At 35.8% G+C, this 19,962-nt stretch carries 19 protein-coding genes; 18 read left to right on the forward strand and 1 reads right to left on the reverse strand.

Annotated elements, in window-relative coordinates:
- Window positions 1-235: 235 nt before the first annotated feature.
- Window positions 236-421 carry a twin-arginine translocase TatA/TatE family subunit gene (gene tatA, locus PHU20_RS10140; RefSeq protein ID WP_274825256.1) on the reverse strand — a complete coding sequence of 62 codons (186 nt, stop codon included), beginning with the start codon at window positions 419-421 and terminating at the stop codon, window positions 236-238.
- A gap of 347 nt (window positions 422-768) precedes the next feature.
- Between tatA and PHU20_RS10145 the strand changes: the two genes are divergently transcribed.
- The 18 genes from PHU20_RS10145 (at window position 769) to PHU20_RS10230 (ending at window position 19,884) form a co-directional block, all read left to right on the forward strand.
- Window positions 769-1,638, forward strand: coding sequence for a M23 family metallopeptidase (locus PHU20_RS10145; protein ID WP_274825257.1), 870 nt, complete (start codon window positions 769-771; stop codon window positions 1,636-1,638).
- 1 nt (window position 1,639) lies between these two features.
- Window positions 1,640-3,142 (forward strand): GH3 auxin-responsive promoter family protein, encoded by a 1,503-nt coding sequence (locus tag PHU20_RS10150; protein WP_274825258.1) that lies wholly within the window; start codon window positions 1,640-1,642, stop codon window positions 3,140-3,142.
- A 71-nt stretch (window positions 3,143-3,213) separates the two neighbouring features.
- On the forward strand, window positions 3,214-4,899 hold the full coding sequence (locus PHU20_RS10155; protein ID WP_274825259.1) for a DUF6909 family protein: 1,686 nt from the start codon (window positions 3,214-3,216) through the stop codon (window positions 4,897-4,899).
- Between the two features lie 6 nt (window positions 4,900-4,905).
- The gene (locus PHU20_RS10160; RefSeq protein ID WP_274825260.1) at window positions 4,906-5,961 is read left to right on the forward strand and encodes a hypothetical protein; all 1,056 of its coding nucleotides are present in this window, start codon (window positions 4,906-4,908) and stop codon (window positions 5,959-5,961) included.
- A 214-nt stretch (window positions 5,962-6,175) separates the two neighbouring features.
- Entirely contained in the window at window positions 6,176-7,039 is an 864-nt protein-coding gene (gene rfbA / locus PHU20_RS10165) for a glucose-1-phosphate thymidylyltransferase RfbA (protein ID WP_274825261.1), read from the forward strand.
- A gap of 283 nt (window positions 7,040-7,322) precedes the next feature.
- A complete protein-coding gene (gene rfbC / locus PHU20_RS10170; protein WP_274825262.1) occupies window positions 7,323-7,868 on the forward strand; it encodes a dTDP-4-dehydrorhamnose 3,5-epimerase in 546 nt (181 codons plus the stop codon).
- Complete coding sequence (rfbD, locus tag PHU20_RS10175; protein ID WP_274825263.1) at window positions 7,847-8,641, forward strand: dTDP-4-dehydrorhamnose reductase; 795 nt, start codon at window positions 7,847-7,849, stop codon at window positions 8,639-8,641. Before rfbC ends, rfbD begins: the two co-directional genes overlap by 22 nt.
- A gap of 18 nt (window positions 8,642-8,659) precedes the next feature.
- The gene (pseB, locus tag PHU20_RS10180) at window positions 8,660-9,673 is read left to right on the forward strand and encodes a UDP-N-acetylglucosamine 4,6-dehydratase (inverting) (RefSeq protein ID WP_274825264.1); all 1,014 of its coding nucleotides are present in this window, start codon (window positions 8,660-8,662) and stop codon (window positions 9,671-9,673) included.
- On the forward strand, window positions 9,670-10,818 hold the full coding sequence (gene pseC / locus PHU20_RS10185; RefSeq protein ID WP_274825265.1) for a UDP-4-amino-4,6-dideoxy-N-acetyl-beta-L-altrosamine transaminase: 1,149 nt from the start codon (window positions 9,670-9,672) through the stop codon (window positions 10,816-10,818). The genes pseB and pseC overlap by 4 nt, the downstream gene beginning before the upstream one ends.
- Window positions 10,811-11,521: a pseudaminic acid cytidylyltransferase gene (gene pseF, locus PHU20_RS10190; protein WP_274825266.1), complete on the forward strand. Its 711-nt coding sequence runs from the start codon at window positions 10,811-10,813 to the stop codon at window positions 11,519-11,521. The genes pseC and pseF overlap by 8 nt, the downstream gene beginning before the upstream one ends.
- Window positions 11,496-12,515, forward strand: a complete 1,020-nt coding sequence (pseG, locus tag PHU20_RS10195; protein ID WP_274825267.1) for a UDP-2,4-diacetamido-2,4,6-trideoxy-beta-L-altropyranose hydrolase — start codon at window positions 11,496-11,498, stop codon at window positions 12,513-12,515. Before pseF ends, pseG begins: the two co-directional genes overlap by 26 nt.
- Window positions 12,515-13,153, forward strand: coding sequence for a formyltransferase family protein (locus tag PHU20_RS10200; protein WP_274825268.1), 639 nt, complete (start codon window positions 12,515-12,517; stop codon window positions 13,151-13,153). The genes pseG and PHU20_RS10200 overlap by 1 nt, the downstream gene beginning before the upstream one ends.
- Window positions 13,143-13,826: a formyl transferase gene (locus PHU20_RS10205; protein WP_274825269.1), complete on the forward strand. Its 684-nt coding sequence runs from the start codon at window positions 13,143-13,145 to the stop codon at window positions 13,824-13,826. Before PHU20_RS10200 ends, PHU20_RS10205 begins: the two co-directional genes overlap by 11 nt.
- Window positions 13,804-14,514: a PIG-L deacetylase family protein gene (locus PHU20_RS10210; protein ID WP_274825270.1), complete on the forward strand. Its 711-nt coding sequence runs from the start codon at window positions 13,804-13,806 to the stop codon at window positions 14,512-14,514. The genes PHU20_RS10205 and PHU20_RS10210 overlap by 23 nt, the downstream gene beginning before the upstream one ends.
- Window positions 14,515-14,545: 31 nt before the next feature.
- Window positions 14,546-15,589, forward strand: a complete 1,044-nt coding sequence (gene pseI / locus PHU20_RS10215) for a pseudaminic acid synthase (RefSeq protein WP_274825271.1) — start codon at window positions 14,546-14,548, stop codon at window positions 15,587-15,589.
- Window positions 15,590-16,120: 531 nt separating this feature from the next.
- Window positions 16,121-17,356, forward strand: coding sequence for an MATE family efflux transporter (locus PHU20_RS10220; protein ID WP_274825272.1), 1,236 nt, complete (start codon window positions 16,121-16,123; stop codon window positions 17,354-17,356).
- A 1-nt stretch (window position 17,357) separates the two neighbouring features.
- Window positions 17,358-18,773 carry a capsular polysaccharide export protein, LipB/KpsS family gene (locus PHU20_RS10225; protein ID WP_274825273.1) on the forward strand — a complete coding sequence of 472 codons (1,416 nt, stop codon included), beginning with the start codon at window positions 17,358-17,360 and terminating at the stop codon, window positions 18,771-18,773.
- A gap of 4 nt (window positions 18,774-18,777) precedes the next feature.
- Complete coding sequence (locus tag PHU20_RS10230) at window positions 18,778-19,884, forward strand: glycosyltransferase (protein WP_274825274.1); 1,107 nt, start codon at window positions 18,778-18,780, stop codon at window positions 19,882-19,884.
- The last annotated feature ends 78 nt before the right edge of the window (window positions 19,885-19,962 follow it).

Genomic DNA, 19,962 nt, shown 5'->3' on the forward strand with positions numbered 1-19,962 from the left:
TAAACAAAAAAAAGCCATGATTATTGTTGTGTGTTGCCGTTTTTACAGGATGAACAACCTTAGATCGGTGGTGAATACCAAGAAGAGATTTATTTTACAATTGGCTAACACTTTAAAAATCAAGTGTCTATTGATCAACGTTGGGTATGGAAAGGTAGTGTTATGGCGATAGTCGGTAAAAAGCAAAAAAAAACACTCTTTTCAGAGTGTTTTTATTATGAATATGTAATCGATGTTATTTTTCGTTCTTTTCATTCAGTTTTTCATCATCTTTCGAAGCATCCTTGAATTCTTTGATTCCGCTTCCCAAGCCCCTCATTAGTTCTGGTATCTTTTTTCCGCCGAATAAAAGCAGAACTACCACTACGATCAAGATAATTTGTGGGGCGCCAATAACTAAAAAAGTGTGTAAAGCTGTCATATAGAAGTATTTTATGGGAAACAAATGTACTAAAAACTTATGAGTCTGCTGTTAAAATTAACGTAACGAACATTATTTTGTGCCTAAATACAGCCATATTTGTGAGTTGTAAACAAAAGCAAGGGACTTTGTATTTGATAGAATACACACCCCAAACCATACAACTTTTTATACCGATATGGATATTATTTGGTTAACATCGGATATCCCCAACATCATTTTCTGCTTGGCAGAAAAACCATAACGGGTGATTTTCCGTACGTATAACGGTTTCTGGATCCCACGGGGTTGTGTTTAAATGATGAAGAAGGTCCGATAATCAAATTCTAAGTTTATCTTTGTAAGTAATGGCTAAAAAAGTAAAAAAGAGAAAGGCTATAAAAAGAAAGCTGCTTCATAAGTACCGCTTGGTCATTCTTAATGAAAATACCTTTGAAGAAAAAATAAGTTTCAAACTGAACCGTTTGAACGTATTCGTCAGTGGTTCCCTTTTCATTATCTTTTTAATTGGTTTTACGATCTTATTGATCGCTTTTACCCCCTTACGGGAATACATACCCGGGTATTCTTCCACAAAATTGAAGAGACAGGCGACCGAGCTGACCTATAAAACCGATTCCTTGGTCAATAGCTTAAATTATACCAATAGGTATTTGGATAACATCCGCAAAGTACTCCGGGGTGATATCGAGAATACCGAAATAAACCGGGATTCTTTATTCGAACAATTTAAACTGGATCCTTCGAGTGTAGATCTTAATCCGATCAAAGAAGACTCTTTGTTAAGGGCGGAGGTTGCCCTGGAAGACAAATACAATTTATTCGAAAACGATGGCGATAGGTCCATTGTAATATTGTTTCCTCCCTTAAGTGGAACCATAACGGACACCTTCGATAGGGATAAAAAGCATTTTGCCGTCGATATCGCGGCCCCAAAGGATACCCCGATAAAAGCCGTGGCCAATGGCATTGTGATCTTTGCCGAATGGACCGCGGAAACCGGATATGTGATCATTTTGGAACACAAAGACGGACTTCTAAGTGTTTATAAACACAATGGTTCGCTGAGCAAGTCGCAAGGGGATATCATACGGGCCGGGGAAGTTATTGCCTCGGTAGGAAATACAGGGGAATATACGACGGGTCCCCATCTTCATTTTGAATTATGGGATAACGGAAGCCCCGTAAATCCACAAGATTTTATAGATTTCAAATAGTATGTCATTAAAGTCCATAGCAGCCAAAATATTTGCAAGGCAAGTTGCAAGGAAAACAGCGAAATGGGTACATCGCCCATTGGAGACCCAAGAAGCGGTTTTCCAAGAACTGTTGCGTACCGCAAGCGATACCCTTTTTGGTAAAGCCCACAATTTCGGGGAAATTCAAGATCATGCCGATTTTGTAAAGCATGTTCCGATCCGTGATTATGAAGAGCTCAAAGGGTATGTGGAAAAGGTGGTAGCCGGTGAAGCCGATGTGCTTTGGCCCGGAAAACCCATATATTTTGCCAAAACTTCGGGAACGACCTCCGGAGCAAAATATATCCCTATCACAAAGGGTTCCATTGCACACCAGGTGGAAGCGTCGCGTAATGCCATCTTGAACTATATACATGAAACCGGACAAGCGGATTTCGTGGACGGAAAAATGATCTTTCTTCAAGGAAGTCCGGAATTGGAGGAGAAAAACGGAATTAAATTAGGGAGGCTGTCCGGGATTTCGGCCCATTATGTCCCTGGTTATCTCCAGAAGAACAGATTGCCGAGCTGGGAAACCAATTGTATCGAAGATTGGGAAACAAAGGTCGATACCATTGTGGACGAAACCATCAACGAAAACATGACCGTCATTGCCGGTATACCCTCTTGGGTTCAAATGTATTTTGAAAAGCTAAGGGATAAAGGCAATCAAAAAGTCGGCGACCTTTTCAAGAATTTCCAGTTGTTCATTTATGGTGGGGTAAACTATGAACCCTATCGGGCCAAGTTCGAAAACTTGATAGGCAGAAAAGTCGATAGTATCGAACTGTTTCCTGCCAGTGAAGGTTTCTTTGCCTATCAGGATTCCCAGACCGAAAAGGGCATGTTATTGCTACTGGATTCCGGAATTTTTTATGAGTTCGTAAAGGCCGACGAATTCTTCAATGAGGACAGGCAACGCTTGACCCTGAAAGATGTTGAGGTCGGGGTCAATTATGTCATGATCATTTCGACCAATGCCGGATTATGGGCGTATAACTTGGGCGATACCATTCAGTTTATTTCTACAGACCCCTATAAAATAGTGGTTTCTGGGCGTATCAAACATTTTATTTCCGCCTTTGGCGAACATGTTATCGCAAAAGAAGTGGAAGAGGCGATGTTAAAAGCGGTTCAAGGGACCAATGCAGAGATCAACGAGTTTACCGTGGCCCCACAAATCACCCCAAGCGACAATGAATTGCCTTATCATGAGTGGTTCATAGAATTTGAACAGGAGCCTTCGGATATGGGGAAATTCATTCAACTCCTTGATACTTCATTACAGGCACAGAACAGTTATTATTTCGATTTGATCGAAGGTAAGATCTTGCAAACCTTAAAAGTTTGTTCCATCCGAAGCGGTGGTTTTCAGGAGTATATGAAATCCATAGGGAAATTGGGCGGACAAAATAAGGTGCAACGGTTGTCCAACGACCGAAAAGTGGCCGATGCCTTATCATTATTCGCACGGGAAAAGTAGCTCCTTTCACGAACTAAGGAGATTCAACCTTTTTCATGGATATAAATCGTAATTTTGCATGAAATTTTTTTATGAAAAACAATAGAGTCACAACCAGGGCACAGGAATCTACCAATGCCATAGAGCGTTTGTATATTACCATGCGCCATCTGTTCAACCGGGGGTTTTATAAACCCATGGGGGTTTCGGGAGAGACCCTTAGGAATGCCTTACTACAGTTGCGTCCGGAAATCTATGGTTCCATAGCCGAGGATAAGGCGGAATTGGACGGACTGGTATATGTATTGGAGCGCTTGCCGGAGGGTATTGAACAGTGTAGGTTTATAAACCTTACCTCCGATGAGGGCTATGGCAAGGCCCATTTCGCACCGATAATTCCGCCAAAAAGAAGAAGAAACTGCTATCGCATCGATGATGAGCAAATGAACATTGAGATTACCCGGGGGCGATCCGACATCTATGATATCCTGACCCATCTCACCTTTTTATTCATCGAGTCCCATAAAATCTGTAAGCACGTTTTAATTGAAGATACGTCCGAAACCATTCGGGACTGGGGTAAATTGGAAGCTGCGGTAAAAAAGAAAAAACTCACTTTGGCCGATCGGGAGGTGGCATTGATCCACACTGCGAATATCTTGAACCGGCCTTTTGAGGAAGTCTTGGAATACCATAAAAAATTCGCTACCAAAACCGAACCTGAGAAGTTTTTGCATATCATTTATTGGATGGGCAAATTGGCCATTGAAGAGGAAGTGACCGGAAACAAACGAGCCATTACCTTTACCTCCATGTTGCGGGAAAGGTTGGGGCACCACATCCATGGCGAACGATGGGCAAATACCATTAAGGAAGTTTTGGCGGAAAACAATCTGTTATCCAGACCCATCCATATCATCAGTGCCAATATGCACAGCGTCATGAATTCCTTATTTGCCAAAAAAGCGTTGGCCAAGGAGTACCCTAAAAACGGATCTTTGGATATCTATAAGGCCTTGAGTTCCCCGGAAAACAGTGTATTGCAAAAGAAGGTGCATACCATTGCCAAAAAAAACGGGATGATTACGATCGAAGATCAAACGGGAACCAATATCGATGTCCAGATTTTCGATTTGGCAAAAATCGGGGAGGATGCTTGTTGTTACGATTTACCCAAAGGCCTTCCACAAGATAAAAAACCTGTTATATTTGTGATGGACTATGCCTTTGGGGAGCAGGCCTATGAAACGATCGATGAATTGTTGAAGCCTTATAAAAGTAATGAAAAAGGGGATGTTTTCTTGGATGTCGCTTCCATTTCGATAATGGGCAAGGCCGGTATTTTAGAAGGGGGCAAAGGGGATCTGATGATACCTTCGGCCCATATTTTTGAAGGCACTTCTGATAATTACCCATTTAAGAATGAGTTAAGTGCCAAAGATTTTCAAGGGTATGGTTTAGAGGTTTTTGAAGGAGCCATGGTGACCGTTTTGGGAACGTCCTTGCAGAACAGGGATATTTTGAAATTTTTCCATAAGTCCACCTGGAATGTCATCGGATTGGAAATGGAAGGCGTGCATTATCAAAAGGCCATTCAGTCGGCTTCGAAAATACGCAAGAGTATCCGGGAGGACGTAAAGGTCAGGTATGCCTATTATGCCTCTGATAATCCTTTGGAAACAGGAAGCACATTGGCTTCGGGCGGATTGGGAACAACAGGGGTAAAACCCACTTATTTGATAACAGACCGGATTTTAGAACAAATATTTAATTCATAAGGTATAATGGCAGAAAATAAAACGCCTAGTAGCTCCAGCGCTTCGGATGAAATTGATTTGGGGCAGTTGTTTCAGTTGATTGGAAACGGATTCAGGAAATTCTTTCGATTTATAGGAAACATTTTCAAAGGAATTTTCCATACGGTAATCCTGTTCCTGCTTTTCCTGCAAAAACACATTATTAAGTTTGGTATTGCCGCCGTATTAGGCTTGGCATTGGGCTTCTATTTGGATACGATCAAAGAGCCTGAATTTATTTCGACCATGGTCGTGGAGCCCAATTTCAACAGTGCGCAACAGCTGTATAATAATGTTAATTTTTATAATGAGTTAGCTAAAGCACAGGACTCATCCGCCTTGGCGGAGGCTATGGGAATAAGTGTTTCCGAAGCAGCTAAACTAAAAAAGTTTGTGGTCGAGTCTTATTCAGACGAAAACCAAAAGGTACAATTGTTCGACCGATTTGTACGGAGTTTGGATTCCACCACGAAGAAGGCCATTGATATAGAGAATTATTTGGAGAATTTCAATGCCATGGATTCCCGTTTCCATACCATTTCGGTAACGGCGGCCAATAATACCGTTGCCAAAAAGATACAGCCTTCCATCATACAATCCATTTCCCGAAACGAATATTTTCAATTGCAACAAAGCATCAGTGATAAGAATATCAGCTTACAGGATAGCTTGTATAAAAAACAATTGGTGGAGGTGGATTCCTTACAACGGCTTTATAAACGTGTCATGGAAAAGGAGGCCGATAAACCCTTGCAAGGGACCAATATCAGTTTGGGGGAAAATGGCAGTGAGGAAAACAAGGAATTGGCCTTGATCAACCAAGTGGATAAATTAAAACAAAACTTGGTACAGCTGAATGAAGAACGCGCCAATAAGTCGAGCATCTTAAATGTGATTTCCGCCTTCCCAAGGAGGGGCGTGGAACTAAAGGGAATATGGTACAGTTATAAATTCTGGATTCCCCTGGGATTTATTGGGATTACCTTGCTAATGTTAAGTATGTTGGAATTGAATACCTATTTAAAAAATTATAATAAAGACTAGTCTTTTTACATATGTGTTACCGGTGGGGCTGGTTATATGACCCCCAATAAATTTAGGAGGTTGGCGGACTTATTCAATATAGCATGGTTAGTTTTATTTTTTGGATGTCCTGACCTTTTACGAGAAGCTAGATTACTTTTTTAAAGAGAACCCAAGAATTGGATTAGCATTTAATTTTTATACTCCTTAGAAAATAACTCCATAACAAAAGCCCATGAAAGGCATCATTTTGGCAGGCGGTTCAGGAACGCGTTTATATCCCATCACCTTAGCGATGAGCAAACAACTGATGCCCATCTATGATAAACCCATGATCTACTATCCCTTGGCCACCTTAATGTCGGCCGGTATCAAGGAAATATTGATCATTACCACTCCGCAGGATCAGGATAAGTTTAAAACCCTTTTGGGGGATGGGTCCCAATTAGGATGTTCTTTTGATTTTGCTGTTCAAGAGAATCCCAACGGATTGGCCGAAGCGTTTCTCATCGGTGCCGAATTTATAGGGACCGACAAGGTTGCCCTGATACTCGGAGACAATATTTTTTATGGGTCAGGCCTGGCCAAATTGTTACAAGCCAATAATGATCCGGAAGGAGGAATTATTTATGGCTATCATATACAAGACCCGGAACGTTATGGGGTAGTGGAATTTGATAAAGACGGTAAGGCCATTAGTATAGAAGAAAAACCGTCCAAACCCAAATCGAACTACGCGGTTCCCGGCATCTATTTTTACGATAACGAAGTAGTGGCCATTGCCAAAAAGATCAAACCCAGTAAACGGAGGGAATTGGAAATAACCGATGTTAATAAGGTTTATTTGGAAAAAGGCAAATTGCAGGTGAGTATTTTGGATCGGGGAACGGCGTGGTTGGATACCGGCACCTTTAGTTCCCTGATGCAGGCCTCGCAGTTTGTTGAGGTTATAGAGGATAGGCAGGGGCTCAAAATAGGGGCTATAGAGGAAGTTGCTTATACCATGGGGTATATTTCCAGAGAACAGCTGCGCAATCTCGCTGCTCCCTTGTTAAAAAGTGGTTATGGAGAATATTTGATGGGACTCATTAAGGAGTAAGTGGTTGCCAGTTTAAATGGTTAAGAAGTTAAGTTGAAAAACGACAAGTAAACTACATAAAGTCTAGTCGCGAAGTGGAGGGATTATAGAGTTGAAAGGTAAAATAGGGAAGGTTAAGGTCGTAACATAACCGCAGAACCGTTTAGCCTTATTACTTATTTAGGGGATTATAAAGTTAAATAACCCAGGAGAAGAACGGAACATAACTTGATAACAAGATAACCATAAAGTCGTCTAATTCCAGTAAAAAACATAATTGGAAAACAATATAAAAAAGGAAACATTGAAAGTAACAGAGACCCAGTTAAAAGGCTGTTTTAGTTTAGAACCAACGGTCCATAAAGATGAACGAGGGGTGTTTTATGAATCCTATCACAAGGCCCAATTGGAGGAGGCCCTTGGAGCGCCCATTAATTTTGTTCAGGACAACATTTCGATATCCAATAAAGGGGTATTGCGGGGCTTACACTATCAAAGGGGGGAGTTTGCCCAGGCCAAATTGGTACAAGTATTGAAAGGAGCGGTATTGGATGTGGTGGTCGACCTGCGCAGGGATAGCAATACCTTTGGGCAGCATTTTAAACTTAAACTGTCCTCTGAAAACAGAAAATCCCTTTTTATACCAAAAGGTATGGCCCATGGGTTCTTGGCACTGACCAACGAGGTGATTTTCGCTTACAAATGTGATGCGTATTACCACCCCCAATCGGAAGCAGGAATTGTATTTAATGACCCGGAATTAAAAATTGATTGGGAACTATCGGAAATGGATATGATTCTTTCCGAAAAAGATTTAAGATTGCCCCTATGGACGAATCGCAAAATGTAAAACGCATACTGGTGACCGGGGCTTCAGGCCAATTGGGACGAAGTCTTCAGGATTTGGCTCATGTTTACCCTAAAATGGAGTTTGTTTTCCTGGATTCGGATGCTTTGGACATAACCGATCACGAAGCAGTTGCCCAAATCTTCCAAACGGATGGTTTTGACTACTGCATCAACTGTGCAGCCTATACCAATGTGGAACAAGCGGAGAAAAGCCCGGAAAAAGCCTTTAAAGTGAATGCAGAGGCCGTAAAGAACTTGGCTTTGGCTTGTAAAAAATACAGCGTAATATTAATCCATATCTCAACCGATTATGTTTTTGATGGGGAAAAAGGTGCGCCTTATACGGTTGATGACCAACCCAACCCCATCAACATGTATGGAAAATCTAAATGGGAGGGAGAAAAATACATACAGGAAATATTGGATACCTATTTTATTGTCCGTACTTCTTGGTTGTACCATAAAGAATATGGGAAGAACTTTTATAGAACGATACTGGAAAAAGCACGGAAAGGAGAGGAATTGCGGGTTACGGATGAGCAAATAGGTTGCCCTACCGATGCGGTAAACCTTGCTCAATATTTACTGAATCTGATCACCTACGAAAACCGGCCATATGGCATTTCCCATTTTACGGATGGACAGGCCTTGAGCTGGTACGGGTTTGCCCTCAACATCCTGAAAGGAAATGGGTTGAAAAATACTACAATTATTGTGAAGGACAATAATTATCGTAGTTTTGTGAAGAGACCAAAAATAAGCGTATTAAATTAATGCTCAATAAAGAATAAAATGGATTTTACTGGTAAATCACTCTTAATCACTGGAGGGACTGGTTCCCTAGGAAAGGCTTTAACAAGTCATATATTTACTAATCACTCTGAAATTAGAAGACTAATCATCTTTTCTAGAGATGAGCAAAAACAATTTCAGATGGCCCAGGAATATCCTACTGATCGATTTCCTCAAATAAGATTTTTTATAGGAGATGTTAGGGATAGAGACCGATTGATTAGGGCATTTAAAGGTGTAGATTACGTTATTCATGCAGCCGCTATGAAGCACGTACATCTAGCGGAATATAACCCAGAGGAATGTATAAAAACAAACATAGGAGGGGCTCAAAATGTGGTTGATGCTTGTTTTGAGACGAACGTTGAAAGAGTAGTGGCTTTATCTACGGACAAGGCTTGTGCACCCATAAATCTATATGGTGCTACAAAGTTAACTTCTGATAAATTATTTATTGCAGCAAATAACATCAAAGGTGATAGCCCTATTCGCTTATCTGTAGTGCGATATGGAAATGTAATGGGATCTAACGGGTCAGTAATTCCTTTTTTTATAAATAAGAAAAAAGAGGGTTCCTTGCCTATAACCGATCCAAATATGACCCGATTTAATATCTCACTACAAGGAGGAGTTGACATGGTAATGCATGCTCTGAAGTATGCATGGGGCGGAGAGCTTTATATTCCAAAAATACCATCGTACAGAATAATGGATGTTGCTGAAGCGATTGCCCCGGAATGCGATAAGCCAATAGTGGGAATAAGGCCAGGAGAAAAAATCCATGAAGAAATGATTACTCCTTCTGATTCTTTTTACACGTATGATCTTGGAAAATATTATACAATATTACCTTCCACCCATAAATGGAAATTAGAAGACTTTATAAAAGAATTTAATGCAAAACCCGTACCATCCAATTTTAGTTATAATTCAGGTGAAAATCAGGAGTGGGAAACTGTAGAGAGCTTACGTAAGCTTATAAAAGAACATGTAGATTCAAATTTTGCTATATGATGGGACCGATACCTTATGGACGTCAAAACATAGAGCAAGACGATATTGATGCTGTTGTAAAAACATTAACAGCTGATTTTTTAACACAGGGACCAAAAGTTAAAGAATTTGAAGATAAGTTTGCAGAATACGTTGGAGCCAAATTTGCCGTAGCTGTAAACAACGCTACTTCTGGATTGCATTTAGCAGTTTTGGCTTTAGGTTTAAAACCAGGAGAACGTGTAATCACAACGCCAATAACATTTGCGGCTTCTGCTAATTGCGTAAGGTACGCCGGGGGTGAAGTTTGGTTTGCCGATATTGACCCCGATACCTATCTGTTATCATTAGAAAGCACCAAAAACCTTATAGAGAGTAAACCAAAAGGCTTCTTTAAAGGAATTATTCCAGTAGATTTTGCGGGCTTACCGGTAAATTTGGAGGAATTTCGAAATTTAGCCAACATTCATGATCTTTGGATTATTGAAGATGCAGCACACGCTCCAGGGGGGTATTTTATAGATTCGAAAGGTGAGCAGCAAAAGTGTGGTAATGGCAATTACGCGGATATCGCTGTATTTTCATTTCATCCAGTTAAACATATTGCCTGTGGTGAAGGTGGTATGGTAACTTCCAACTCTGAAGTTCTATACAAGAAATTATCATTGCTGCGAACACATGGAATCACCAAGGAAAACATGAAAGAAGACCATGGGGGTTGGTATTACGAAATGCAAGAACTTGGATACAATTATCGACTAACCGATATACAATCTGCACTGGGTATCGCACAACTTTTTAAAAACGATGCAGGTGTTAAAAGAAGGAATATTATTGCCGAAACTTATAAAAAATCGTTTAAAGGCAAAATTAAATACCAAAGCTTACCGGGAGGCATGGTCAATGCTCATCATTTATTTGTAATCGAGGTTGATGATAGAAAGGGATTATATGAATTTTTAAAAGCTAATAATATTTTTGCACAAATACATTATATACCCGTTCATACTTTACCATACTATAAAAACATTGACTATGGAAATGTTGATTTAAAAAATGCTGAAAATTACTATTCCAAGTGCATAAGTTTGCCCATGTATCCAGGTTTAACCGATGACGAGCAAGAATTTGTAATAAATAAAACACTAGGATTCATTAATGGCTAATTTAGCTATCATACCGGCCAGAGGTGGAAGCAAACGTATTCCAAGAAAGAATATTAAATTCTTTTTAGGTAAGCCGATTATTGCTTATTCCATTGAAGCAGCATTAAAAAGCGAATTGTTCGAGGAGGTAATGGTATCTACCGACGATGAGGAAATTGCAAAAATTGCTAGTGACTATGGAGCGAAAGTTCCTTTTTTAAGAACTGATAAGAATTCAGATGACTTTGCAACAACTGTAGAAGTTATTACTGAAGTTATTGAGAATTACAAGAAGATTGATAAAACATTTGATTACATATGTTGTATTTATCCCACAGCTCCTTTTGTCACTATACAAAAATTAACGAATAGTTTAAAAATTTTAAAAAAAAATAGTTTAGATACAGTATTGCCTGTAATTCAATATAGTTTCCCTGTCCAGAGAGCTATGAGAGCATTTCAAAAAAATCTTATCCGTATGATTCAACCCGAATACATAAATACACGATCTCAAGATTTAGAGCCGACATATCATGATGCAGGACAATTTTATTGGATGAGAACAGAGAAGATTGTAGCACAAAAGAAATTATGGACAGATTGTACGGGATTTATTGAAATTAGTGAGATAGAGGCCCAAGATATTGATACTGTAACCGACTGGAAAATAGCTGAATTAAAATATAAACTGATGATTGATGGGGAAGAAACGGATTCTATTTAGAGCAGATGGAAATTCTAAAACTGGTTTAGGGCATTTATATCGAGTTTTTGCATTAATAGAAATGATAAAAGAAGATTACGAATATACCCTGTTAATAAGAGAAGATTCAGAATTAGTCGTCATTCCGAAATCATATAACTTAGATGTTATTCCATCAAGGTTTGATACTCTAGAAGAGCCTAATTGGATACTGAAAAAATACGAACCTACAACTAACATTATCATAGCCGATGGCTATGCATATAATTCAAGTTATCAAAAGGAAATTAAGAAAGCTGGATATAAACTTATTTATATAGATGATTTAACAACAATCGAAATGTCTGCTGATATTGTTGTTAATCATTCTTTAATTGTAAAACCAGAACATTTTAGAGCAAAACCAAATACTAAATTTGCCTTAGGTGCTAACTACGCAATGTTGAGGCCTAAGTTCATTGAAATTGCTAAAAGAAATAAACGACCTAGTAATGTTAAAGAAGTACTTGTAAGTTTTGGTGGTGCGGATTTTTATGATTTAACAAGTAAGGCTGTTAAAGCTTTAACTCAAATAAGTTCTATAAAAAAAATTAATGTTTTAATTGGAGCTGCAAATAAAAACCAACATGTATACAAAATTGAGAAGGAATATAAGAATGTAATTATTCATAAAAATCTAGCTGAAGCAGAGGTGATAGATGTTATGGAAAAGTGTCAGCTTGCTATTATTCCTTCAAGTACAATTAGTTATGAAGTGTGTTCAGTGAAAATGTTGGTAATTTGCGGATATTTTATTGACAATCAAGAATTAATATATCATGGATTAAAAGGAAAAAATGTAATTTATCCAGCAGGAGATTTTAAAATGTATGATTCTCTACGTTTTGAACAAGTTATAAACGAGGTAATTGAATTTGATTTAATAAAACAAAATGAAATGCTTAAAAATCAAAAAACTTTGTTTGATGGAAATCAAAAAGAACGATTCTTGGACATTATTAAAAAGATTAGTTAATGAAAATTCAGATTTTAGTCGATAATCCATATTCTTGGATCCTACCGTATTCAAAGCAATTAATTTTAGAAATTTATAATGAATTTGGACTTAAAGCAACCCTTTTACATAAGCATGAAGATGTTGTAAAAGGAGATTTATTGTTTCTTTTAGCTTGTGAAAAAATCTTCAAAAATTTAGATTATAATTCCCATAACTTAGTGATTCATGAAAGTGACTTGCCAAAAGGTAAAGGGTGGTCTCCACTTACATGGCAAATTTTAGAAGGTAAAAATAAAATACCGATAACTTTATTTGAAGCAGCTGTAGCAGTGGATGCTGGAAAAATCTATCTGCAAGATTATATAGAATTAGTTGGACATGAATTGTTAACAGAGATAAAACACCAACAGGGGCTAAAAACAATTGAATTAATAATAAAATTTATAAGAAATAAAACCCGAATTTCAGGAAAATCGCAAAAAGGCGTATCTACTTATTATACCAAAAGAGGCCCCAATGATAGTGCATTAGATATTCATAAATCAATTGATGAGCAGTTTAATCTACTAAGAATAGTTGATAATGACCGATATCCGGCATTTTTTGAGAAAAATGGGCAGAAATACATTATAAAAATTTACAAAGATGGCATCTAATTATATTATATTATCGAGTAAAGCTTGGAATATAGATTTAGTTGAGAGGCTTAAATTGGATGCGCCAGAATCTAATTGGCATTATATTTCAAGAAAAGAAGATTTTAATTTAGAGGTTCTTGAGAAAATTAAGCCAGAGAAAATCTTTATACCGCATTGGTCTTATATTATTCCAGAATCCATTTTTATAAATTTTGACTGCGTTGTTTTTCATATGACGGATTTACCATACGGTAGAGGAGGGAGTCCTCTGCAAAATCTTATTGCTAATGGGTTAGAGCATACAAAAATCTCTGCAATTAAAGTTGTAAAAGAATTGGATGCTGGACCAATCTATTTAAAAAGTGAGTTAGGCTTGTATGGAACTGCAGAAGAGATTTTTATCAGAGCCAATCATATTATTTACAATATGATAATTAAAATTAAAAATGAATCCCCTATTTTATCAGAGCAAGAAGGCAAAATTACCACATTTAAAAGGAGAACGCCTAAAATGAGTTCAATAGAAGACTTAAAGGAATTAGAAGATATATTTAATCATATTAGAATGTTAGATGCCGATGGTTATCCACATGCCTATTTAGAAACTGAAAGATTAAAATTGGAATTTACAAGAGCGTCATTAAAAGCAGATAAATCTATAATTGCAGATGTTAGAATCACTAAAAAATAAAAAAATACTTGTCGTTGTTGCACACCCTGACGATGAACTATTAGGGCTAGGAGCTAGTATGCATCTACTTATTAAAAAACACAACTGTAAAATAAGGGCCGTTATTTTAGGAGAAGGGATAACTAGTAGATCAGATCAACGTGATGCCGAAAAATGGAAAGACGAGTTAAAACAACATAAACAAAATATAGAAGACGCGATTTCCCAAATAGGATATGAATCTGTTGGTATTTACGATTTCCCAGATAATAGATTTGATTCTATTGCACTGTTAGACATCATAAAAGTTGTGGAAAAGGAAAAAGCTGATTTTGATCCTGAGATAATTTTTACTCATCATGGAGGAGACGTCAATGTAGACCATCAAAGAACTTTTGAAGCAGTAATAACTGCCACTAGACCCATGGAGCATGAAAAAGCAAAAACGATTATCACCTTTGAAACACCTTCGGGTACTGAGTGGAGAGCTTCATCCGATCCAAGACATTTTATCCCTAATTTTTACATTTCGGTTAGCGAAGAAGATATTGAAGCAAAAATTAGGGGGATGGAATCTTATAAATTTGAAAAGCGAGAATTTCCACATCCAAGATCACCAAAGGCATTAACTATTTTGGCACAACAAAGAGGTATTTCAGTTGGTAGAACATATGCAGAGGCTTTTTGTATTGTTAGAAATGTTGACTAATTATAAAAAATAAACACTAAGTAATACAAATATGAAAATAGGAAATAGGCAAATTGGAAATAACAATCCTTGTTTTATTATAGCAGAATTATCTGCAAATCATAATGGGGATTTAAATGTTGCGATCGAAACAATAAGAGCTGCAAAAAGAACGGGAGCTGATGCCATTAAGCTTCAGACATACACTCCAGACACCATGACTATAGATGCTAATAACGAACACTTTAAAATTACAGTTGGTACTTTATGGGATGGTAAAACACTTTATGAACTGTATGGGGAGGCTTATACTCCTTGGGAGTGGCATAAAAGACTGTTTGAGGTAGCGGAGGAAGAAGGATTAATTTGTTTTTCATCTCCTTTTGATATTACGGCGGTAGATTTTCTTGAAGATTTAAATGTTCCAGCTTATAAAATAGCCTCATTCGAGATTCAAGATATTCCATTAATAGAATATGCCGCATCAAAAGGAAAGCCTATTATAATTTCTACTGGAATAGCAGAAGAGGAAGACATCCAATTAGCTGTAGATACTTGCAGGAGCGTTGGTAATAATGATATTATTTTATTGAAATGCACATCTTCATATCCTGCTCCCTTAGAATTAGCGAATTTAAATACGATTCCAGATTTAAAAACGCGCTTTCAAGTAGAGGTAGGGTTTAGTGACCATACATATGGTTCTTTAGCGCCGACAGTAGCAACAACTCTAGGAGCCAAGGTAATAGAAAAGCATTTTATTTTAGACAAGAGTATAGGAGGACCAGATGCTGATTTTTCTTTAGATGTTAATGAATTTACAGAAATGGTAAACCGTGTCAGAGATACAGAAAAACTATTAGGAAAAGTATCTTATGAAATTTCTGAAAAAGTAAAAAATAACAGAAAGTTTGCAAGATCTCTTTTTATTGTCAAAGATGTTAAAGCCGGAGACGTAATAAGCGAAGATAATGTACGTTCAATTCGGCCTGGTTATGGAATACATCCAAAATATTATAATGATTTGTTGGGTAAAACGTTTCTTATAGCTAAAAAAGCGGGGACTCCTTTGGAGTTTGATTTAATCCAGGAGTGAAAGAAAAGGTTCGAAGGGGCTTTATACCAATAGCAATCAATATAGTTTTGATAGCAGAAATAAAAATAACAAGGCCTTTAATAAATGATTAAACCCGTATATTATAATTTTTGAAATACCTTCAGAAATGAATGGATTTTTTCTACTGAAATAAAACAATTTATTGTCAGTTTATTTTTGAAATAAGCGAAAAGCATATTAAGCCAAAAATAAAAGGCTATCAATTTCAAAAAAGAGAGTTCCTGTACCCAAAGTCACCTGGAGCATTGACCATTTTAGCGAAGCACAGGGGGCCTTATGGTTGGTAAGCCATTGGCAGAGGCCTTTTGTATCGCGCGGATATTTAAGTAATATAAGCATATTTTTGTAAATTATAACTATTCAATAAATTCGAATTATTACATTAATTTTTAAATCTTTAGTCTGAGTTCTAAATGGAAGGATTTAAGGTTTAGCAGAAAATAGTAATATTATATTTTAGTTAAAATATAAAAAGCAAGAGAGTCTATATGCATCAAAAAAGCTTTGTTAATGTTAGGTAAGTCATTCCTGTTGATAAGTATAAGGGGAATCTCTCTTATAACTAAATTTTTGTTTGTTTTTTTTTTAGGAAAGTATGCTATAGATACATCAGTAATAGGGGAATATGGAATTATTGTTTCTTCTTTGGGAATAGTTGTTTTTTTATTGGGTTTTGAATTTCATGTAAGAAATGGAAGAGAAATTGCCAAATCAAACAAAGATGCGGCCACTTACATTAAAAGACAATTGATTTTATATAAATACTCCTATCTATTTGTTTTACCATTAATGACCTTATGTTTTTATTTAACTGATTTTATACCACCTAAATATATTCCTTATTTAATTTTATTAATAATAATAGAGCATTGGGCATTGGAGAACCATAGAATTCTTAACGCACTTAAAAAACCAGTAGTTGCCAGTCTGATTTTTGGAGTAAAAAATATTGCCTGGGTCTTTATAAGTTTTTTAGATTTTTTCTTCGTAGATAATCGTATAGTTCTTAAAAGATATATACTTTATTGGATAGTTATATCCACTATTTGCTCTTTTGTAGGTTTTTATAGAATAAAGTTAATAGTAGGGAAATCTGTTATAAAGTACAAAATAGGGAAGTTTAAAATTGTTAAGGACATAAAATTTGCTTCTATGTTTATGTTGAGCTCAATGTCGTTTCTCATTATTAATTTTTCTGACAGGTTTATGTTAGATTATTATTCAGATAAGATTGCAGTGGGGGTATATACAACATATTACCAATTCACAAATGTAATTGAACAAATTATAGCTACTGTTTTGGTTGTTATGTTTGTCCCAAAACTTGTAGAATTGTACAATGTCAAATCTGACACCTTTAAAAAAGAATATTCTAAATTCAATCACCTTGTTCTCTTGAGTTCACTTGTTTTCCCGCTTTTAATTGTAGGAGTAGCACCATTTTTATTTAAATTAATGGAGAAGGATAATTTATTAGATGATATAATTTCATTGTATTTATTGTTATTGGGAGGGTCTTTCTATGGGCTGTCAATAAGTTTTCATTATAAGTTGTATATACTTGAAAAGGATAAAATAAATATATGGATTAGTGTTTTGTGTATGTGTTTTAATTTGGTTTTGAATTTTATTTTTATACCTAAAATGGGTATTATGGGAGCTTCGTTAAGCACATTGTTTACTTTTGTTTTATTGTTCTCTTTAAAAGTTATATTGTCTATTAAGTACAAATTTGTTTATTCTTAAAATGAGAAGTGAAAATATACTATTGCTAGGCCTTCAACCTGAATTGCATATTAGAATTGCCAAGAGACTAAAAGAGTTGGGACACAATCCGATGTTCACTATATTTAGTAAAAGGCACTCGCTTTTTTATAAAAACACTGAACAAAAGACATTTTTTTACCAGCAAGAAAATAGGGAAGTTTATAAAGAATATCTAAAGAAAGATATTTCCCTTATTGATAGAGAAATTAAGATATTAGAGAATAAGTACAACATACCTTATCACTTCATAATTAATTCCGATAGATATATAAAAGTACTTAATAGTAAGAAGAAGAAAATACATGCTATTTTGATGACTAAGCACGCTTTGAATATAATTAGTGAAAACTCCATATCAATTGTATATGGGGAATTAGCGTGTATGGTAGATCTTATTTATTATTTTGTAGCAAAAAGCCAAGGTGTTAAATATGCTACTTTTGCCCATGGGAGATATACAAACAAACTTACAATAGACGATGTTTATGGCCAAAGGCAGGGTCTTAAAAAAGTATATCAGGAATATAAGAAAGGAAGCAGGACAATAACAGATTATGATAATAGACTATTGGAATCACTTCTTGAAAATAAAACCCCAGACTATGAAGCTGTAAATAGAAAAGCCGAGAAATTTTCAGAAGTAATTACTAAGGAATTAAGAATAAAAATAGTAAGGCTTTGGCCAAACCTATTGGCTTATTTTCACGATAGAAAGATGCCCGTAGCTATTGACTATCGAATTGGGGCAAAAATATTGGGTGTATTAAATAATATGGTGTTTCCTTTAAAAAAAATACTATTTAAATATAATTTTTCAAAGACAGATCCTAATGATGATTATTTTTTATTGCCCCTTCATTTTCAACCAGAGGCTTCCACCTTGGTTTTTGCCCAAAATTATGTGGACCAATTAGATCATATAAAGAATTGCGCAAGAAATATCCCATTAGGCACTTATTTATATGTAAAGGAACACCCTTCTATGTACAGAACAAGGAGATTGTCAGAACTAAGAAAGTTAAAGAGGATAGAAAATGTAAAGTTGATTTCTCCTTACGAAAATACTTTTAACCTTATAAAAAAAGCAAAAGGAATCATAACACTTACCAACACAACGGGAATTGAAGGCATTGTGTCTAAAAAACCGGTATACGTTTTTGGGAATGTATTTTATGATATATACGATTTTGCGGACAAGATTAGTAATTATGGTGAATTATATGATAAAATAAAAAAAAACGAAAGCATTGCAATTAATGACTTAAACCTTAAATGGTTCCTTTTATCAAGCTATCATTCCCTTCATGAAGGGAATTATAATAACTTTAAAAAAGATCCTTCTGTTTTAGGTATGGAAAATATAAATAAATGTGTACAAATAATATTAAACAATTAGTATCGTGAAAAAGAAAATATTAATTGTTGGACAAACCCCACCCCCATATCATGGACAGGCTATAATGATAAAAAATTTGGTGGAGTATGATTTTAGTGAACTAGAAATATATCACATAAGAATGAGGTTTTCAGATGAAACAAATATCGGAAAGTTTAGTTTTTTGAAAATTTTATTACTTCCAAGAATAATTTTAAGCATTTTTTGGTATCGTATCCGATACAATGTTAGAAATCTTTACTACCCGCCAGCTGGTCCGGATTTTATTCCCATTATAAGAGATATTATAATATTGGGAGCAACACGATTTTTATTTTCTAAAACCATATTTCATTTTCACGCAGGTGGTATATCAGAAAAAATTGCAGAATCCAATTCAGTTTTAAAATTTTTGGCGAAAAGGTGGGTTTATGCAAAACCTAATTTAACTATACGTTTATCTAGGAGAAATCCAGAGGATGGTTTGTTTTTTAAAGCGAAAAAGGATATTGTAATTCCTTATGGGTTAAAGGATTTTTTTAATGAAAAATATAATGTTACAAATAATGAAGTTCCGGTAATACTTTATGTAGGTTCTGTTAAAAAGTCTAAAGGAGTTCTAGACCTTATTAACGCTGCTAAAATCCTCATGGAAAAAAAGCTTTCTTTCCATTTAAAAATTATGGGAAAGTTTGACTGTCTTTCTTTTGAAGAAGAAATAACAGTTATATTAAAGGAAAATAAAAGTTTACAGAAACATGTTTCACTAGTAGGAATAAAAACAGGAGAAGATAAATGGAAAGAATATGGAAGTTCAGATATTTTTTGTTTTCCATCTTATTATGAATGTGAAACTTTTGGTACTGTATTAGTTGAAGCCATGCAATATTCCTTGCCAATTGTAAGTACTTTTTGGAGAGGAATACCCGATATTGTAGAGGATGGTGTATCTGGTTTTCTTCTTGATATTAACAATGTTAGCGAAATAGCGAATAAACTAGAAGTGTTAATTAAAAACAATGAGCTGAGAATAGATATGGGTAATAAAGGAAGAGAGATTTTTATAAATAAATTTCAAGAAATCTCTTATTACAAAAAATTTGGGAATGAAGTTTCGAATGTGTGCTCCTAGAAATTTATGAAAAAAATAGGAGCTAATAATAAAACTAAGCTAGTCATATTCGTAATACAAAATTATTTATTGGTCAAT

Origin of the sequence: Maribacter polysaccharolyticus (genome assembly GCF_028882255.1) — a bacterium.
Classification (GTDB): Bacteria; Bacteroidota; Bacteroidia; order Flavobacteriales; family Flavobacteriaceae; genus Maribacter_A; species Maribacter_A polysaccharolyticus.

Coding starts and splice junctions, on each gene's coding strand:
- tatA (WP_274825256.1), bottom strand. CDS start 421: ATGACAGCTTTACACACTTTTTTAGTTATTGGCGCCCCACAAATTATC.
- PHU20_RS10145 (WP_274825257.1), top strand. CDS start 769: ATGGCTAAAAAAGTAAAAAAGAGAAAGGCTATAAAAAGAAAGCTGCTT.
- PHU20_RS10150 (WP_274825258.1), top strand. CDS start 1,640: ATGTCATTAAAGTCCATAGCAGCCAAAATATTTGCAAGGCAAGTTGCA.
- PHU20_RS10155 (WP_274825259.1), top strand. CDS start 3,214: ATGAAAAACAATAGAGTCACAACCAGGGCACAGGAATCTACCAATGCC.
- PHU20_RS10160 (WP_274825260.1), top strand. CDS start 4,906: ATGGCAGAAAATAAAACGCCTAGTAGCTCCAGCGCTTCGGATGAAATT.
- rfbA (WP_274825261.1), top strand. CDS start 6,176: ATGAAAGGCATCATTTTGGCAGGCGGTTCAGGAACGCGTTTATATCCC.
- rfbD (WP_274825263.1), top strand. CDS start 7,847: ATGGACGAATCGCAAAATGTAAAACGCATACTGGTGACCGGGGCTTCA.
- pseB (WP_274825264.1), top strand. CDS start 8,660: ATGGATTTTACTGGTAAATCACTCTTAATCACTGGAGGGACTGGTTCC.
- pseC (WP_274825265.1), top strand. CDS start 9,670: ATGATGGGACCGATACCTTATGGACGTCAAAACATAGAGCAAGACGAT.
- pseF (WP_274825266.1), top strand. CDS start 10,811: ATGGCTAATTTAGCTATCATACCGGCCAGAGGTGGAAGCAAACGTATT.
- pseG (WP_274825267.1), top strand. CDS start 11,496: ATGGGGAAGAAACGGATTCTATTTAGAGCAGATGGAAATTCTAAAACT.
- PHU20_RS10200 (WP_274825268.1), top strand. CDS start 12,515: ATGAAAATTCAGATTTTAGTCGATAATCCATATTCTTGGATCCTACCG.
- PHU20_RS10205 (WP_274825269.1), top strand. CDS start 13,143: ATGGCATCTAATTATATTATATTATCGAGTAAAGCTTGGAATATAGAT.
- PHU20_RS10210 (WP_274825270.1), top strand. CDS start 13,804: ATGTTAGAATCACTAAAAAATAAAAAAATACTTGTCGTTGTTGCACAC.
- pseI (WP_274825271.1), top strand. CDS start 14,546: ATGAAAATAGGAAATAGGCAAATTGGAAATAACAATCCTTGTTTTATT.
- PHU20_RS10220 (WP_274825272.1), top strand. CDS start 16,121: ATGTTAGGTAAGTCATTCCTGTTGATAAGTATAAGGGGAATCTCTCTT.
- PHU20_RS10225 (WP_274825273.1), top strand. CDS start 17,358: ATGAGAAGTGAAAATATACTATTGCTAGGCCTTCAACCTGAATTGCAT.